This is a genomic window from Oleiphilus sp. HI0086, assembly GCF_001635225.1.
This window is the reverse complement of record NZ_LWFZ01000743.1, coordinates 1-17,090: the sequence shown is the minus strand read 5'-3', so window position 1 is coordinate 17,090 and position 17,090 is coordinate 1. Positions and strand designations below refer to the sequence as shown.

Annotated in this window: 14 protein-coding genes; all 14 read right to left on the bottom strand. The window is 39.9% G+C overall.

Annotated features, from left to right (window positions below; genetic code table 11):
- Positions 1-99: transposase (locus A3756_RS29260; protein WP_368664583.1), on the bottom strand; the 99-nt coding region annotated here is incomplete at its 3' end.
- Between the two features lie 41 nt (positions 100-140).
- Entirely contained in the window at positions 141-338 is a 198-nt protein-coding gene (locus A3756_RS12630; RefSeq protein WP_068553616.1) for a hypothetical protein, read from the bottom strand.
- A 2,533-nt stretch (positions 339-2,871) separates the two neighbouring features.
- Positions 2,872-3,597, bottom strand: a complete 726-nt coding sequence (locus A3756_RS12620) for a hypothetical protein (RefSeq protein WP_068643086.1) — start codon at positions 3,595-3,597, stop codon at positions 2,872-2,874.
- Positions 3,598-3,622: 25 nt separating this feature from the next.
- Complete coding sequence (locus tag A3756_RS12615) at positions 3,623-4,612, bottom strand: hypothetical protein (RefSeq protein ID WP_068513229.1); 990 nt, start codon at positions 4,610-4,612, stop codon at positions 3,623-3,625.
- Positions 4,613-4,782: 170 nt separating this feature from the next.
- Positions 4,783-7,332, bottom strand: coding sequence for a CHAT domain-containing protein (locus tag A3756_RS12610; protein ID WP_068513226.1), 2,550 nt, complete (start codon positions 7,330-7,332; stop codon positions 4,783-4,785).
- A gap of 1,080 nt (positions 7,333-8,412) precedes the next feature.
- The gene (gene recQ, locus A3756_RS12595) at positions 8,413-10,953 is read right to left on the bottom strand and encodes a DNA helicase RecQ (RefSeq protein WP_068513218.1); all 2,541 of its coding nucleotides are present in this window, start codon (positions 10,951-10,953) and stop codon (positions 8,413-8,415) included.
- 132 nt (positions 10,954-11,085) lie between these two features.
- Positions 11,086-11,271, bottom strand: a complete 186-nt coding sequence (locus A3756_RS12590) for a hypothetical protein (RefSeq protein ID WP_068513214.1) — start codon at positions 11,269-11,271, stop codon at positions 11,086-11,088.
- The gene (locus tag A3756_RS12585; protein ID WP_068513210.1) at positions 11,262-11,864 is read right to left on the bottom strand and encodes a hypothetical protein; all 603 of its coding nucleotides are present in this window, start codon (positions 11,862-11,864) and stop codon (positions 11,262-11,264) included. The genes A3756_RS12590 and A3756_RS12585 overlap by 10 nt, the downstream gene beginning before the upstream one ends.
- Positions 11,865-11,909: 45 nt before the next feature.
- Positions 11,910-12,629, bottom strand: a complete 720-nt coding sequence (locus tag A3756_RS12580; protein WP_068513207.1) for a nuclease-related domain-containing protein — start codon at positions 12,627-12,629, stop codon at positions 11,910-11,912.
- Between the two features lie 248 nt (positions 12,630-12,877).
- Positions 12,878-13,408 (bottom strand): hypothetical protein, encoded by a 531-nt coding sequence (locus A3756_RS12575; RefSeq protein WP_068553613.1) that lies wholly within the window; start codon positions 13,406-13,408, stop codon positions 12,878-12,880.
- A 92-nt stretch (positions 13,409-13,500) separates the two neighbouring features.
- Positions 13,501-14,826, bottom strand: coding sequence for a hypothetical protein (locus tag A3756_RS12570; RefSeq protein WP_068511987.1), 1,326 nt, complete (start codon positions 14,824-14,826; stop codon positions 13,501-13,503).
- Entirely contained in the window at positions 14,823-15,449 is a 627-nt protein-coding gene (locus A3756_RS12565) for an OmpA family protein (RefSeq protein ID WP_068511984.1), read from the bottom strand. The genes A3756_RS12570 and A3756_RS12565 overlap by 4 nt, the downstream gene beginning before the upstream one ends.
- A complete protein-coding gene (locus A3756_RS12560) occupies positions 15,436-16,863 on the bottom strand; it encodes a hypothetical protein (protein ID WP_068511981.1) in 1,428 nt (475 codons plus the stop codon). Before A3756_RS12560 ends, A3756_RS12565 begins: the two co-directional genes overlap by 14 nt.
- A partial coding sequence (locus A3756_RS28705) for a hypothetical protein (protein ID WP_231875534.1) occupies positions 16,856-17,090 on the bottom strand: 235 nt, incomplete at its 5' end. The genes A3756_RS28705 and A3756_RS12560, both read right to left, overlap by 8 nt.

Genomic DNA, 17,090 nt, shown 5'->3' with positions numbered 1-17,090 from the left:
ATCCGCGACATCTCGGACACTGCGCCCTTTATCAACAACTTCTTGTGCAACTTCGAGTCTAAATTCTGGAGAGTATGTTGGTCTTGTTCGTTTGCTCATTTTGATACCTAGTTAGTTGATGGTGATAATATCACCTCTAATTAGGTGGCCAAAATTAGTGTGCCACTACAAGCAGCTAGTAAACCCGGCAATAACATAATTGAGAGATGTTTTAATTTCATCGAAATCCTTTCCTTTAAGTTTGCTTTAATCCATGCATTTAAGTGCAACATATAAGTAAATATAAGCTGCTTATTTTCTTTTCTATTTTTTAAATCATTAACTTTGAGTATATCCATTTTTCTTCCTCTATTTACATTTAAATTGCGCTAGAGAAATAACACGGGCTAATGCCTATGCAAGGCTCTAGCGCCTCGTAGTACAGGAAGAAATTTAATAAATTCTTGAAGAGGTTTAACCGGACATTAAAGGGACAATGGATCCCTTCATAACCTAAGACTAGCGAAGAATTATATGACTAGATTCGAAGTACTCGGTCTTAACGAGCCAATAGTTTAAACAGTTCATCACCAATCTGTGGCTCACCCTCAGGACAACAGCTCTCTGTTAACCCGGCATACTTAATGTTCTTTGAATAACGACGTGAAGCACCATCATTTTCAAGTCCACTGAAGAAGAACAGCTCTTCACGGTGGTGGTGTCGACATTCACCCGCGAATATCCAGGGTTCAAGGCAAAGTGTATTGTTGAAGCTACCCCACTTACGAGTATCAAAAAGATAAAGCTTATCAAGCTCCAGCTTATCGGAAGTAGCAAACTCATCGATATATGTACTTGCGCCAGAATACACTAGGCAATCCCAGTAGTAAGTGCCGTTATTTTCTGATTTGAACTTCTTGGGTTTAATATAGGCAAAGGAGTCTAGAAAACTTAGCGCACTACTCAAGCCCTGTTCAATATCGTACACCTCATCTAAAGCGTCCTGAATCTGCGCCTCGGTATATCCCGTAGAAGCAAAATGCTTCCATTCGTTGCGAATATCAATAATACGAAATAAGAGACTCTCAATGCCGCTATCCCCTTTCTGCCTAGTCAAATGGTAAAGCTGAGGGAAGCGTGATGAACCAACCGCGTCCGAAATATTTGAGTATTGCTTACAAATATCTCTGAATATGTGCAAATAGTTGCCAAGCGTTGGGCGACGCCACTTTTTCCAAACCCCTTTATCTATCTTGTCTCTTTCAGAAGGATGTTTTTCAAAGTACTCGGCCAGATTAATCAGCGCCAACAATTGCACCCAGTAAGTGAGGATATCGATCGAACTGACTAGACGCTTGTACGAGTCTACATGGCTATCCCTGATTGACTCAGCCATCACAACCACACAAGGCTTGGATAGTTGTCCAGGCTCACTAATATCGGTAGATTGGTTGGAGCGGAGTAAATCCCCAAGCTGGCTAAGTAAACCAGAGCCATACTTAAAGTCGACTACTAACCACAATATAAAGAGTGATGACAATGGTAGCCCGATAGGCAAAAGAAGCGATAAATTCGAAAGACATAAATAGCTGACAAGAATGTAAGCGAAAGCACTACATACAAAGCTGGCAGCAATTTTATAGCTGCTGTTTAATCCTGTTGTCAAATAGGTTAAAAGGAAAAGAAATAAGATGAGGGCAACTAGAAAAAAGACATCCAGGCCATTTAAATAGGCGTATCCACTATCACTAGCCAGCGCCATAGCCGTAGAAGCTAGAATGTAAACACCTGGAGTAAACGCTACTGTAGGCTCGGTTCCATAAAATATCACGTTTGAGTCAGCCGAATTATTATTTACTTGGCCAGACGGAGTAGTAACAATATGAGGCAGTTTAATCGGGCCACCTTTGTTATATGCCACATCATGCTGATCTTGCGCATCATGGGTAAAACCGATCAATACAGTGTCAGGAAGCGCAACGTCATTATCTGCATTACTAAAGTACTTTACATACAACTCTTGGAGAGACTGGGCAGGCATAACATTAGCCAGCGGTAGAAACACCTCTAGATCTTCAAACCGCATACGAGGAAAAGAACTCAACCCGTTCGATGGCAAAATGGGCAGTAATTCAGAATCTACTTCACCACGTGCGGCTAACGCTTCTGCCATATAAGGCACACTCAGTTGCCCTCTTGTTGTGGAGCTTATTTCGTTCACAGAGTAAAGGACGCTTTCATGAGTATTCACATGCGCGAACCTTACATTGTCCAACTGTGCAATAGGCGATATAGGTAAGCTCCAATTACGGTCCAGCGATCTAATTGGCACCCAAACTGCCTCAAAACATGAGAGTGACTTTAATAATTCTTGAGTATCTTTCTCATCAGCTAAAAGATGCTTTCCCACCCACGTTTCTTCTTCTAGAAAAAAGTCGAAAGCAAGATTCTGGACTCCCAATTTACAATATAGATTCAAAGACTCGGCTAATTTGTATGAGGCATATCGTTGTTTATACAGATCGGTGGAAGCATTAAACGTTTCAGATGTATATAAATCATGAATAGAAATACGCAAATCACTATCTAATGAATCATTAGTATTTAAATNCCAAGCATACTGCCGGACTTTCTCATCCCAAATTTGCGTAGAGTGCTGTACTGAGGGAATGTTAAATACAATTACCAACACGATCAAAATGGGAAAGACAATCAGCGACACTCTTGAAAGATATGCACGGTTAAATCTAGATAAAAAACGGTGAATTTGGAGACTATCCATTGTATGTGTTTACTTCTACTAAGTTGTCGGTTTTGAGGAGACTAGATTAACGATTTTAGCGGTTAGGTAAAAGCACTTCCCTTTGCTTTTATGCAACCACTCAAACCTCACTATCTGCTCGGATAGCTGAAGCTAACACGACACTGAGTGTTCTTAATAATTTCTTTGGACGCTTCAGCCAGAGCCTTAAAGCTTTTAAAGTCCTCACTTATTCTCTCACCATTGGGGGCAGTAATGCAGCACAGTAAACCTAAACCTTCCTTCCGACCTAACCTACAAGCAAAGAAACTCGTCCATTTCTCCGCTCTCGCTAAGTCGACACTTTTTGGCAGAGACCCTAAAACCTGTTCCACTGATAGAAAAGGTCCTTTCTTAGAAATCCAGTAGTTGATAAATAGCGCAAAAATATCTTCTAATCGCTGGCAGACTTCGGCATTATCTGAATCGACAACGCGTGGTCGCCAGCCCCTCTCTAGAAGCAATTCGAAAGCGCTATTTACTACCCAAGCAGGGATATTACCAATTCCTTTTGCCATATTGTCTAGTTTGGTTCCTGTCATAATAAAATGATCGCACCATCCACTCCCGGAGGCATAATCCACAATTAGTTGTGCTTTTTCTGACGGCGTAAACCCCTTCATAAATGACATATATTCCTTCACTGCGCTCTTACGGTATTCTTTCAAATTTGTGCGATCCACACCTCTCAACAAGTTACTGTTCTCGGTAATACTATTAATCAATTCCAGCAAACTCGTGTCCATTTCATATGTTTCAGTTGGAACTTCCGTGAAAGAGCCAATTGATGTCTTGGTTTCAATTAAGTTCATCATCATTTCGATTTCCTTTTTTAATCTACGCTTAGCAAGGGCACTTGGTTGTTGTTGAAATTTCACCGTCATTATCTTGTGTTGTCTTGACAGCCTTAGTATTTCTCTCACTTGTCTTAGCGATTCGAATATGATTCAGCTGGCCGAGGAAACGAGCATCTTCCTGGTTCTGCGGCTTGAACTTAAACACACTATCGAATAACACGAACGATCTAGACAGTTCGCTCGCAGAAATACTACTTCCTCCACGAGCTTTCAGCACTTCAGGTACCATAGCCAATACATGCTGAATCATTGCTTGCCACCCTTTAACCTCAATAACTTTGTTGTTTAGGCGCATAAAGCTTCTCACTTTTATCTTTTTACGACTTCCTTTATCACCAGTACGCTCAAATATATGCTTACGAACAACCTCGGCTGAAACTAATAATTGGAAGACAGCAAGTGGTGTTAAAGAGGCGAGTGTGTAAAATTCTCTGCTCTTATACTCGACGACAATGTACTCATCCTTATCCTTGTCATAGAACACTGCATCGGGCTTTACGAACGCCTTACTCCAGCAAAATGTTTTTGAGTCAATCGATATTTCAGCTAAATCATATTTAAAGTTAGGCAAAAACCTTTCTTGTACACTTTCTTCTTTTACGTCTTCGCTTCCAAAATCTTTAATTGATGCAAACTGGCTATAAGTGCTCATATCAGGTGCATCTAAACAGTCGAACTTTAGGTAAGGCAAATCTATCCAACGGAACTTATCGTTCCTCATTTCGTTAGTGTTAGCTTTCTTTATATGTTTGCTAATTTCAGGTGTAGATAGTTCTTTTTTGATTTGAGTCTGAATGTTAACTAGCTTACGCTGGAGATCAAATTCAGGGCGACAAGCAATTTTCGTTACACGATTGGTTGGTGATTCATGTTCTCTTATCGCGGGATTTGTAATTTCCTTATATACCTTGTACCAGACAGTAAAGGTGGCAACGGTAAGTAGTGTAATAAGTGCAGTTATAATTTCAGTTGTCATTTTCATATCCTCAAAAAGTAATTTAATTTGTAAAGCGTCTCTCGTAACGCTTGAAACTAGATTACGATTTGAGGATCAATTTCGTTAGGGACAGTAGGAGGACAACTGATTTTAGAAGAACAAAAAGCGGCTCTCTATTATGTCGAGCCGCTGTTACCTGTATGAAATAACTAGTTTACGATTTCTGTAGTTAGACTCGTAAATGCTCCCCAAAAGAATGGATTACTGTTCACTTTTAACATATCAAGCTGAGCTGTTCTCAGAGCATCGCTGACATCTTGCCCTGCCACTAAATGCTCGTAGAATCGCCCCATCAATAAGACAGTTTCATCGCTTGGTATAGACCAGGAACTCAGTACTAGATTATCAACACCAGCCATTAGCAAGCCTCGCTGAAGCCCAAACACCCCTTCACCAGATTGAATGTCACCGGATCCTGTATTACAGGCAGAGAGCACAGCAAGATATACATCATCCAAATCCATCGTGCTGAATTGACTCGCTGTCAATAAGCCAGCGCCACTGCTTTTAGATGTTTCATCATTAGCACCAGCTAATGCAATACCCGAACGAAGCATAGGGTTATCTTTCTTGATATAAGTTGTTGAGATTGTTTTATTTAATTTATTTACAAAAGCAGCAGGCGGAATATTATTATCAGCAGGTAAGAAAAAGCCGTGACTTGCAATATGGAGCGCCTTAAGACCCTTGTCATCTGCTAACACTTTACGTAAGTTAGCTTCTGAAGCTTCTTTGCCTGTGAGCGATATTATTGAAGACTTGCCTCGTAAGACTCTAGATATTTCTTCACCTTCATGTTTTGTTTCAGGTAGTGCTGAAAACTGCTGAACTTCGCGGGCGATGGTTTGAATTGCTCTCGTTGAAAAGGACTGGGTAGCAGATGGCGAGTTATAATCAGGATCCGTTACCACAACAAAGCTTTCAGGCAATCGAACTTTTTGTTTGTTATCAATACTACGAGACTGCACATACACAACTTTGTAGTCTTCTAGCAAGTAACGATTATTCTTTCTTAGAATAGATAATGGCATTGAATGAAAAGCGCCATCAGCATTAACTAATAAAGTCGATTTTCCTTCAACCAAATTATCTAACTTTGATAATGTAAGATCGTATATGCTCTCCAGCGTTTTATCTAAATCGAGTTTTTGCGGTTCAAGCCCTTTGGCCAGCGAGTTGTTAATAGTTGCATGATAAGTGCCTACAGCATCATCGATATTAACTGCATCCCCCAAATTTACCATCTCCAATTGACCAGAGGTTTCTGCTACAACTGCTATATAAGTCTCCCCTTCGAATGAAAGAGATTCGTAGTTAAAAGAGTGCAATTTAACTATGTCGATAAACACATCGTCAGGGCTCATTGCGCCAAGGAATTGATCAATATTCTTAGTTTCGAATAGTTCAGGATGATTAAATGCAAAAGTTCGTTTGAGCTTTAATCTGGCCTCTGCTTTTTTAAGCATTAATCTATTGTATGCCTCTAAGTCAGTACGCGCACCAGATAAAACTAGCTCGTCAAATTCATCGCTTATTTTAGCAAATTCATGGTACTTATTTTGTATATCTGGATTAGAAGATTTACGAGCTTTCTTTAGTATTTCAGAGTCAATCGAGAGTAACTGCCCCTTCAGATTTGAAAGATGCAAATAAAGCTCTGTGATTTCTGAGTGGGAATATACTTTCGAGTGAACAGCGTGTTGAAAAGCTGCGTTCGTTAAGCCTTTAACCCACTGTAGATAATCACGATCTTTCTTTTCATCCACCGAAAAAGCGAGAAGCCTAAAAATCGTCGTCTTTTTCTGAAGTTTAAGGGCTTTTAGATAAAGCTCTTTAGCTATCCCATGTTTACCACTCGCTGCAAAAAGGTTTGCATAGTGATAAAGCGTGCGCATACATCCGGCGAACACACCTTCTTCTGGAACATCATGAGCTTTAGGGTCAACCCTTGTTGAAATATCACAACTTATTTCATGCGCCGCTGCAAAAACATGCTCTAGCTCATCTATCTTGCCAAGTTTCTGCTTGACCACACCAAGCGCTAACCCCAAATTCTCATTGGAATCCTTTTTACTGGATGCATTCCCCATAGCAGATAACGCAGTTACCACCTGGGAAAATCCATTATTTGCATTAGCACTTTGAACAAAAAAGTTACTAATGAAGTCAAATGCTGGGCTCAAATATCGATCAGCCTTTTCATATTGGCCATGTTTTAGATAAAACTGTCCAACCTTTTCTTTAGCTGTGACATTGAACAAGTTAGCTTTAGATTGATTAGCTCTCGGTAAATAGGGAGAGATTTGCTTGTATTCTCTATCGTATTCTCCTTCCTCTTGCGATTCACCTCCTTCTAAATAGAATTCTTGTTTCAATTTAGGCATGATGGAGGATAGACGCTCACTTCCTTTAACAACTTCTTCTGCTTCTGCCAGAGATCCCGCTCTTAAATATGCTTTAATTAAGTTGGCTCTTGCACTGAAAACACTGTCGCTTTCGCTATCTTTTGACTCAGTCATAGCAATATTTTCGGCAACCTTCCAGAGGTCTATGGCCTTACTATTGTCTCCTATCGCAAATTCCGTTTGAGCCTGAATAAAAGCGTTTCTCAAGACCGGCGACATTTTAGGCTGCGACGATGCACACCCAATTAATACGGTAATACAAAATATATATACTAACGACAAGCCGTACTTCATAAGTTACATCCTTTTGAACCTTCAAAACTTTAAATAAAATTTGGGCGTATTCTATCCATTTCTAACGATATTTTTGTGACTCCATGCACAATCATTTCGCATCATAGAATCACTATGCACATAACTACCGAAAACTTAAACGCGCTCTTGAAATTCACGACAAACTGAAGAAAAGTAGTCTGTACTCTTGTACTATTAAGCGCTATGTATTTATCTTCAATTATATGGTTCCAAATGAGCAAGGGATTCTCTAATTTAATATCTTCTATAGTGTTGAGCTTTCTCGCAATCACAGCCCACAGCAATACCGATGACAATAAGGCGGCAGCCATAATTATCGATCTAAATGGCAGTACATGCGTAATCCAACACGCTAACTGTAACCCTATAAGCAAAGGCCAGTTTATATATAATCGAAGTAAGTTGTACGTAGAAGGCTCTGTAACGATTTTTGATCTAGACGAAAAAAACTGGAACAAACTACCGTCTGGATCTTATCTAATTACTTCCTCAACTAACCCAGTAAAGGAAAAGCAAATTGTTGAGAATAAACTATCTTCGCTATATACCATACAAAACCGCCCTACAGCTTCGATCTCGACTAGAAATGATTCAGACATTAACACCTGTACGACAGAACAATTCGAGCTTTGCAGAGTTCAAATCAGTAACCAAAATATAGAATCCTTGGCGTCTCTTCTAAACCTAGAATCAGTTAGTATCCCAAGCTACTCCAAGTATCAGAACCTAAATGAATCTGTGAGCAAAAACTCTGCTTTATCGGGCCTAATTGCCAAATCATGCGCCACAGTCGAAGGCTCCACAAGCGCGCCAAACATAACTGATATAGTGATCGAGAGTTCGGGTGGTTCTTTCAAACTATCGCCGTTATCATCAAATTGTGAAAGAGCTTTTCTCAGTGAAAAGGCATCTTTAGATACGGCTATCAAAGACCACTCAAGTAAAAATTATATGTGGGCGTTAATAGCGCTTTATCAAAAATACGACCTGAACTTCAACGCGATAAAGACCTTACAACAACTCAAAAACAGTCCATAAAACCTATCTTAGTCGTAAGAATTAAGCTACCTGCTCTTCAAGCAAGGCCAAGCTAATTGCATACCTAATTTCAGGGTAATCAATTTGCTGCTCGCAGCCTTCGTATATCTCTTTCAAACCATCTGGCCTACCAAGCTCATTCCATACTGTTAGAACCCTTTCTTTCTGATCTTCTGAAGTGAGGCTGGATAACTCTACATCTTCGCCATGAAGAGCTAAGCGAAAAAGATGACTTTTGATCGTTGACACATTTAGTTCACGCGCTTCAGCAATTTCTGTGATCGTTTTGCCTTGTTTGTATAGATCTAAGGTCTCAATATTAGTAGCGGTCAAACTAGGGACAGTAAACTCACTAGAATTATTTTGTTTTGTGGTATGTATTCGCGTGTATTCGGGTGCAAATTCCTTCCCTTCAGTTTCGAACTTGATCACGACAGGCAAAAAACTATCAGCAAATTTATCAACTTTAAGCTGCCCAATACCTTTGATATTTATCAGGTCAGCTGATGTTTTTGGCAATTGCAAAACGATCTGCTGCAAGTCTGCATTCGAAAACACGGTAAAAGCAGGGAGAGACATCTCAGTAGAGATTTTATACCTCAAGCCCTTTAACTCTTCTAGTAAAACCATCTCGTGTTCAGAAAGATCTCTATCAACAAATTTCTTATCTAGTTTTTTCTTTAACTTTTTCTTTGGAGCGTTTTTCACAACTTTCGAAAGTTTCTGAGGCTTAGTAATTCCATTAGCCGAAATATATTCAGCAATCATCTTCACGAATACATCACTATATTTTTCTAATTTGCTCTCTCCGACGCCGCTTATACTACTAAAATCGTCCTTCGAGGAAGGCATATTAATAGCCATGTCTTTCAAAGACGCATTGTTGAAAATCGTGTAAGCAGGTAAATCAGCCTCCTTTGCAATCTTGTTGCGTAGCTCTTTGAGTTTCTCGAGCAAAGTGATTTGCTCTTTAGATAAGTCTGCATCCATAGCAACTTGCTCTACTACTTTCTTCGCCTTTGGATCAGCGAGCCTAGACAGTAATACTTTAGTTTCCCCCTTCAAGACATCATTAGACAGGCTTGTGAGCTGCAGTACATTTCTATTAGAGAAATCAATACCGAGGTATCCTCGATCTATCAACTGGGTGATATATTGAATCCAATCTTTCCAAGACAAGTCAGCGCCAGCGCCATATGTCTTAATTTGATTAAATCCTTCTTCAACAAGCTCACGACGCTTCGATCCACGCAAAACATCAACAAGCATATTAGCCCCAACTGACTTTCCTAGACGATTTAGTCTAAGGCACGCAGAAATTGCTTTTTGTGCAATCAAAGACCCATCGAAAGTTGTTGGAGGGTTTAAGCAGTGATCACAATGGCCACAATGTGCCTCTTTATATTCACCAAAGTAATTAAGAACAAAGTTTGTGCGGCAGCTAGAGGTCTGCGTGAATTCCCACATGCGATCTAGTTTTGAACGTTGAACGTTTCGATGTGACTGATTGGGTATATCATCAACAAACTTATTGAGTGTTGTCATATCATTATACCCTGCGAACAATAGAGCTTCTGCAGCTTCACCATCGCGGCCAGCTCTACCAATCTCTTGATAGTAGCTTTCAATATTCTTTGGCAGATTGTGATGAATAACCCAACGAATATTCGGTTTGTCGATACCCATACCAAATGCTATCGTCGCGCAAATAATCTGTATCTCATCCTTAATAAACTGATCTTGAACGCGAGCTCTTTCTCCGCTTCCCATTCCCCCGTGGTAATAAGCAGCAGCAATCCCTTCTTGTTGCAACTTCGCCGCGACTTGTTCAGTGTTCTTTTTGCTAAGACAGTAAACAATACCCGCTTTCCCCTCTCGTGCTTTCACAAACTTCTTAATTGTCTCTATACGCTTTTTCGCAGGCAACACATCAATTTCTATGTTCTTACGTTCAAAACTAGATAAGAATGTTTTTGCTTCGTAAATGCCAAGCTGGATTTTAATATCTTTTTGCGTGGCCGCATCAGCTGTCGCAGTTAAAGCCACAACAGGAATATTTGGGAATAATCTTATTAATTGGCTAAGTTGCGTGTACTCAGGTCTAAAGTCATTTCCCCACACCGAGACACAATGCGCCTCGTCTATCGCAATCTGATCGACCTTGATAGATTGAATCCATTGCATAAATCCCCAGGTAAGTGCCTTTTCTGGTGACACATATAGTAATTTGATATCACCGTAAGCTACACGCTCTTGAATAATTTGGATATCAGCCTCGCTACATGAACTATTCAAAGCTTCTGCTTTAATTCCATTCTCCTTTAGAGAAGAGACTTGGTCTTGCATAAGTGCAATAAGTGGAGATATGACTATTGTTAAACCTTCTAAAAGTATGGCCGGCAGCTGATAACAAATAGACTTACCGCCACCCGTTGGCATAATTACTAAACTAGATTCATGGTTGAGCGTACGATTTATGACGTCTTCTTGATTTAAGCGAAAAGAATCGTATCCGAAATACTTCTTTAAGGTTTCGTGCGTGCTAGTTGTCTTGATATCCATGTTAAATAACCGTGTTCTTTATAGTAATGAAGCTCTAACCTACCGCCATAGTTTTCAAATACCTTACAAGCCAAGTAGGTTGTATCGCGTATGTCGTAACGCTTGAGATAATCTTACGAGTTAAGAGCTATGTCAGTTAGGGACATTAGACGGACAGTTAATCTGAGATTCCATATGCTGAGCATATTCATAAAGTTCTCGATAAGCTTCCTCGCCTTCGGATATCGTTTTAATGTAATAATTTCTAACTACCAGCGCGGTAATACTAGAGGTAAAAAGTATCACAAGAATATCGGTGATCAGTTCTGCTAATTGCATTTTGACACCTCTTTCTGACTATCAATTATTTCCTTTTTATTGTTAAGCAGCCGAGGAACAACGACTAGGTCTAAATGATACTTTGCTAACTCCTTCAGTGTGAAAGCCTCTGCATTCTTTAGAATCTGCTCCAAAGCCTTATACTTTTCAAACCACTCTCGATCACTGGCGGGATAGAAAGTATTTACAAAGTCTGCACCGTCTTCGATAACGACCCTAACTTTTGCATTATTAAAGTCGACAAGTTCAGCCCAATAATGCCCTCTACCCTCAAACCCATCAACATATCCCATTTTTAGAAGACGAATCGTATCGTTTTCACGGACCTCTCCACTTAATTTAGACTGATTTAATATCCCATAACGTAAAGCTAATGTTCTATTCGGATGCCCAAAACATTTATACAGTAAAGGTTCATCCTTACAAGAAAATCTGCGCGAGACCGCTGACTTAGCAATTTCTTTGCTTAGGCCAGACGAGTCATACCTATCAGTACTTGCATTCTTTGCGATCTTTAGGAATAAAAAGGGCACAAGTCCTATTAATATCGCAATTGGTAGAAATACCAACATTATTCGAACAACATCAATCATTTTTTAATCTCCATATAATTTTTGAACCGATGAACTTACTTTCATCTAGGCGGCTTTTAAATCCTTTAGTGTGCTTTCAACACTGCAGTGGTTCACAATCCGTGATTTAGCTTGGTAAGACAGGATATACCTATTTAACTCGCTTAAATTAAGCACTGGCACATTCCCTGAATGTCTAACTCGTACAGAAGAATCTTGGTTCGAGAATACAACCACACCTTGAACCCACGCTCGGCCGTTCTTTTTCTTCAAATCATCAGAAAGTAACCAAACGAGCTTCTTAACTTGTGCGATTGGGTTACGCATCGTTTTAGAATAAGGCGTACCGCCTCGACCTACCTTTTGTACATGCCAATCTTTATCACCTTCTGTTCCATAAATTGAGCCGTTATTGTGTTTCACTTCAATCACAAAAACTGTATCGGGCCCCATTACAATAATATCAGCCTCGTTAAAGCCCGTTCGTGACTTTTCGTTCGGTAGGTCCACTTGGTTATAAATCGTGTATGAGTCAGGTAAATGGCTTAACACATTCATGGTTATGTCTTCACCAACTGCTCCAGCTCTAAGAGTTTGACTGCCGTTTTGGGAGCCCCAAGAAATCAGAGCAAAAACCATGACTATGGCTGCCGCTACTGGGTGTAAAAACAAGGCACCTAGCGCTAATATCAGGCCGACGATCATAACCCCTTTACGACTTTTTCTTTTTTGCGCATCTGCTTCTATTGTTAATTTATTGCTTGTTACGTATTCCAGGTTTGCCATGTTTACTTCCTTTTATTTCAGATTAGTGCTCGGTTCTTATTACGAATAAACTTTTTCGTCTACTCGTTGAATTGGAAATAATATTACTGTGCAGCCTGCAACAAAGTTAGGGACAAGTGAGGGACACGAGTGTTTGGTGTTATAGACACACAAATAGAACCAAAAGAGAAACCAGCTATAAGCATTGGACCTGGATAACCAATGCACGCTGCAAACTTGACTAATAAGGTTTAACTTAAGCATTGACCTTATGAGGCTTTTAACCCTGGAATTACAACAACATCTATATGGTATTTTGCTAGCTCCTTTAAAGTAAACGAATCGTTATTCTTTAATAACTTTTCTAATGTTTCATATTTTTGGAACCATTCCTCGTCACTTAACGGATAAAAAGTATTGATGTAATCAGAGCCCTCGTTGATAACAACTCTGACCTTCGTGTTTTCATAATCACAGAGCTCAGCATAATAATGACCACGACCCTCAAAACCTTGAACAAGCCCCTGTTTAACAAGTCTAATCGTATTTTTCTCAACTCCATTTTCAGCATTCATCACTCCATACCTGAGCGCTAAGGTACGGTTTGGGTGGCCTGTGCAGTTAAAAACAACTGGATGTTCAGAATACGGTTTATCACGAGCTATCTGATTTAGTTTTTCTTGGTTAATATGCCTTTCATATTCTAGCTTTTTCAAAACAAATTTTATTAGTGAGGCTAGCGATACTAAGGAAACGTACAAGACTATTAAACTCAATATACCTATTGCGAAGTTACTCAATATTGTTTTCCTTTATTCAAATTTTATACAGAACTTAAGCTACATATACTGCCGGTAGTCCACTGCTGATCGTAGATATTCAAAAAGGGATCCTAGGTTCGATTGATATAAAATTCTAAAGCTTTTTCTTCTACGAGATTTAAATGCACAAGTTTATTCGCTAGAACCTTCTCCCAACCTTTTTCATGATTTATATGATTCATAATGCGAGTGTTAGATTTAAACCAGCTGACGGACAGCCGATTCGACTCTAGCACGGATAAAAGTTCTACTTCGTCTCTTATTTCTCCAATTGTTGCCGCAAGTTCGATGTATGGTTCAGTCTTATTTGGCAAATAGAGAATAACAAACGAGCCAGCACGATTAACAAACAATACGAAATTATCTAAGGAAGCTGGATTTGAGCTTTTAATACTTAGACTACCGGCAGAACTAATCACTAGCGCTCTATAATAGTTTTGGGTAACAAGATAGGAATGTTTAAAGGATAATTGAATTTGGTTAGCAAACTTGAATTTCGTACTAAGCCAATGTTTAAAAGCTAACTTATCACTATCTTTAAAAGTGACTTGAGGAAATCCACAAGCGACAAACTGAGAAGTATCTTTCTTCGAAATAAAATTCTGCTGTTCTCTAAAAAGCAGCATATCCGTCATCTGAGCGAATCTAAGTTTTGCGTAGTACTTGTCAATAGCCTCCACATCGAAATGCGCTATCAACTTCTGTTTCAAACTGTGATCGGCTTTATGTGCCACCTTATTGTCTAATCTTTCTTTTAGAACGAAATTCAGAATATATTTTTCATCAGGCTTAGTTGCAGAATTTAGTACTTGAACAAGTTTTAAGTCATTTTGCCCTGCGTGTCCTTCCCAATACACCTTGGCAATAGACTTTCTAAATCGAGCTAGTTTCAGTAAGGCTGCAAATGGCAAGTTTTGCTTTAAGAAAAATTCGACAGGAGCCCCATCACTTTGAAACATTTCTCTGCATACGCCATCGAAATAACCTTTCATGCATTGAGAATAAAGATGTGGATGACTCTTACACTCTTTTGCCGCAACGTTAAGCGGCTTCTTGAATACATTTTTTTTGCTGAAATACCAGTAGTAGACCTTAACTGCTAAGTTTGAGTTTTTTGAGTAATAACGCCAGAAAGAGCTTGCAAGGGACTTAGCTTCTTCCTGATCTAACTCATCCCAAAAGTCGTTGCTAATAAGCATGAGCAAATCAAACTCTGAAAGGTGTTTGAACTTATTAGACCTAATTAGAGCTAATAATTCGTCGCTACCTTTAACACTGAAGTTTGCTCTGAGCGCCAAATTATCTCCAGAAAAACTTTTCCCCTTGAAGGAACCTAGAGAATTAGAAAGCGAGTCCCAAGCTTTAGTAGATGGTTTAAATCCCCCTAGAGTAATCATTTTAACAACCTAACCGCCTCTTCATAAGTTCCCTTAAATTGAAGGCGAAACATTACTTTCCGGTCCGCTTTCGTTGCTACTTTTTGGTTAGCTTCCGTCTCGCCTCTACCTGTCACTGTGAGCTTGTTCATTAATTTGGTCTTATGAGGAAACTCAAAGCTAAGAATATTCTGCATAACTGCATTGGCACGTAACAAACTAAGCTGCATGTTATAACCGTAATCCCCTACTTTGTTCGAATGTCCTTCAACAATTACGCGCACGACTTCTTCTGCAGCGTCAGGGTTCTTATAAATACCTCTCGCGTACAGTGGAATAAAGCGCTTTAGGAATTTAACACCCTCCGCAGAAAGCTTCGCTGAATCGTGCCCGAATAAGATATTATCCATAATTGTAATATCTCCTGTTTCAGGATTGATCTCTGCCTGGATACCATCTGCATTAAGCTGTTCACTAATCGCTTGAATTACAAAAATACGGTTTTGTTGGCTTTGTTCGTGACGCTGGCTAAGAAGTAACATAGTCGCCACAACGAGCAAGGCGAAAATCATCATCAAACCCGACATCAAATCCCCAATTGACATCCAATGTGCATCAGACTCCACTGCATCATGCTGGCTCATGCGTCAAATCCTTTGAATGCTCTGTAGAATCAGCAATACTTGCCGCGGTTGCTAGAACTTGTGCTACATTCAAGAGCTTGGCGTGCACATCAGTCGATGACTTATTAACTGACTTAATGTACTCATCAAGAAACTCTCTGCTTGAACCATGATAATTGGCTACCTCGTTTAAGAGTTCCTTCAGTTGGGCGTTTTGGTGATCAGAGCCTTCTTGAATTTGTTTGAGCAATTCACGTGATGTGCCGACCACCTGATTCAACACAGCCTCTATTGAAGCAACTAACTCTGCATCTAATGACGGCATTTGTGTAGCCAGCGCATTCAGCGTTTCTAAGTGCGCCCCAAGATCGGTGTTTAGCTTTTCCAAGGTTTCATTGAGAATTTCACCTGCCGAAATGAGCTGCTGACTTAGTTTTTCTCCTACTTCCTGTTGGAATCTATTTAGAACGTTTTCGATGCTAGCAATAGACTCCTGTTGATGTTCGCGCAGTTTGTCTACTGTCTGGTCGAGCTCTTCTCCCAGCGGCAAAAGTGATTCTGTTAGTTTAGTAACCGAAGTAGTGCTCTGATCAACAAGTCCCGCTGTACTTTCTAGACGCACCTGAATTGGTTCAATTACTTGAGACCTAAGGTCATCCATCATCTTTTGTAGTACCTGCTCGCCATTTTCTTTTTTTATTTCACTTAAGACATTAAGCTCTTCACCTATACGTTCTAACATCGGAGAAAGTGAGCTAGTCATTTTGTCAGCAATCGCATCAGCATTAAATGACCTAGCCGATTCCGCCATGGCTTGTGCAGCATCAACCATGTCATTACTACCCATACTCGCCACCATGTCAGACATATCGAATAATCTAAAACCCTTTGATTCTAAGGCTTTGATTGATTCAATATTCTGGTTTCGAACCTTTCTCAAAAATATGGTGTGGCGTAACAAGCTCAAGACCAGACCTCCAATAATACCCGCTACTGAGGTATAGAATGCGACTTTCATACCTTCTAACAGCCCACCAATCGAAGCTAGTAACTTGTCGGAAGAGCCTTTGGCATGCAAATCAAGTGGTTCCAAATCACTTAAGCCGTAACTAATTCCAAGAAAGGTCCCTAGTACGCCCAAGGAGGTTACAAAGGCGGGCATCCAGTCGAAGCCAAGACTCTTTTCTTCAAGTGCTTCTGGCCACTTTCGAATACAAATTGGACCAGAATTTTGCGCAGAAACAATACCATGTTTCGACTTTAGCAGTTGCGCGGGAGTACTTTCTAATAACTCCTCCTGTAGCTTTGCCTTATCTTTCTTGTCTACAGTCATGACCTTGAGCCACACCGCCAAGGTAGCGAGAGTGAAAAAACCGATAAAGGCAAAAAAGGTGGTGTTGATGTTTGATTCAAATAAAACTGATAGATCAATCATGTTTGTAGTTCCTGACAAGTACAGCTAGTTCATTTTTAGTTAAGAATTCTTCGGCCAGTCTCTTTGGCATATGAGCGCCGTCCGTATATGGACCTATTTTATTAGGCAAAACGACGGAATAAATTTCTTCTGATGTCTCTTCAGTGTCTAGCTGAAGGTATACGGAAGGAAACTCTCTTCTTAGTAGCTCAATTTGATAGGCTAGTTTGGTGTGCCTAAAAAACTCA

What these genes read in the sequence shown, in the direction of transcription:
- A3756_RS12630 (WP_068553616.1), bottom strand. Translation starts at nt 338, where the DNA reads ATGGATATACTCAAAGTTAATGATTTAAAAAATAGAAAAGAAAATAAG.
- A3756_RS12620 (WP_068643086.1), bottom strand. Translation starts at nt 3,597, where the DNA reads ATGATGATGAACTTAATTGAAACCAAGACATCAATTGGCTCTTTCACG.
- A3756_RS12615 (WP_068513229.1), bottom strand. Translation starts at nt 4,612, where the DNA reads ATGACAACTGAAATTATAACTGCACTTATTACACTACTTACCGTTGCC.
- A3756_RS12610 (WP_068513226.1), bottom strand. Translation starts at nt 7,332, where the DNA reads ATGAAGTACGGCTTGTCGTTAGTATATATATTTTGTATTACCGTATTA.
- recQ (WP_068513218.1), bottom strand. Translation starts at nt 10,953, where the DNA reads ATGGATATCAAGACAACTAGCACGCACGAAACCTTAAAGAAGTATTTC.
- A3756_RS12590 (WP_068513214.1), bottom strand. Translation starts at nt 11,271, where the DNA reads ATGCAATTAGCAGAACTGATCACCGATATTCTTGTGATACTTTTTACC.
- A3756_RS12585 (WP_068513210.1), bottom strand. Translation starts at nt 11,864, where the DNA reads ATGATTGATGTTGTTCGAATAATGTTGGTATTTCTACCAATTGCGATA.
- A3756_RS12580 (WP_068513207.1), bottom strand. Translation starts at nt 12,629, where the DNA reads ATGGCAAACCTGGAATACGTAACAAGCAATAAATTAACAATAGAAGCA.
- A3756_RS12570 (WP_068511987.1), bottom strand. Translation starts at nt 14,826, where the DNA reads ATGATTACTCTAGGGGGATTTAAACCATCTACTAAAGCTTGGGACTCG.
- A3756_RS12565 (WP_068511984.1), bottom strand. Translation starts at nt 15,449, where the DNA reads ATGAGCCAGCATGATGCAGTGGAGTCTGATGCACATTGGATGTCAATT.
- A3756_RS12560 (WP_068511981.1), bottom strand. Translation starts at nt 16,863, where the DNA reads ATGATTGATCTATCAGTTTTATTTGAATCAAACATCAACACCACCTTT.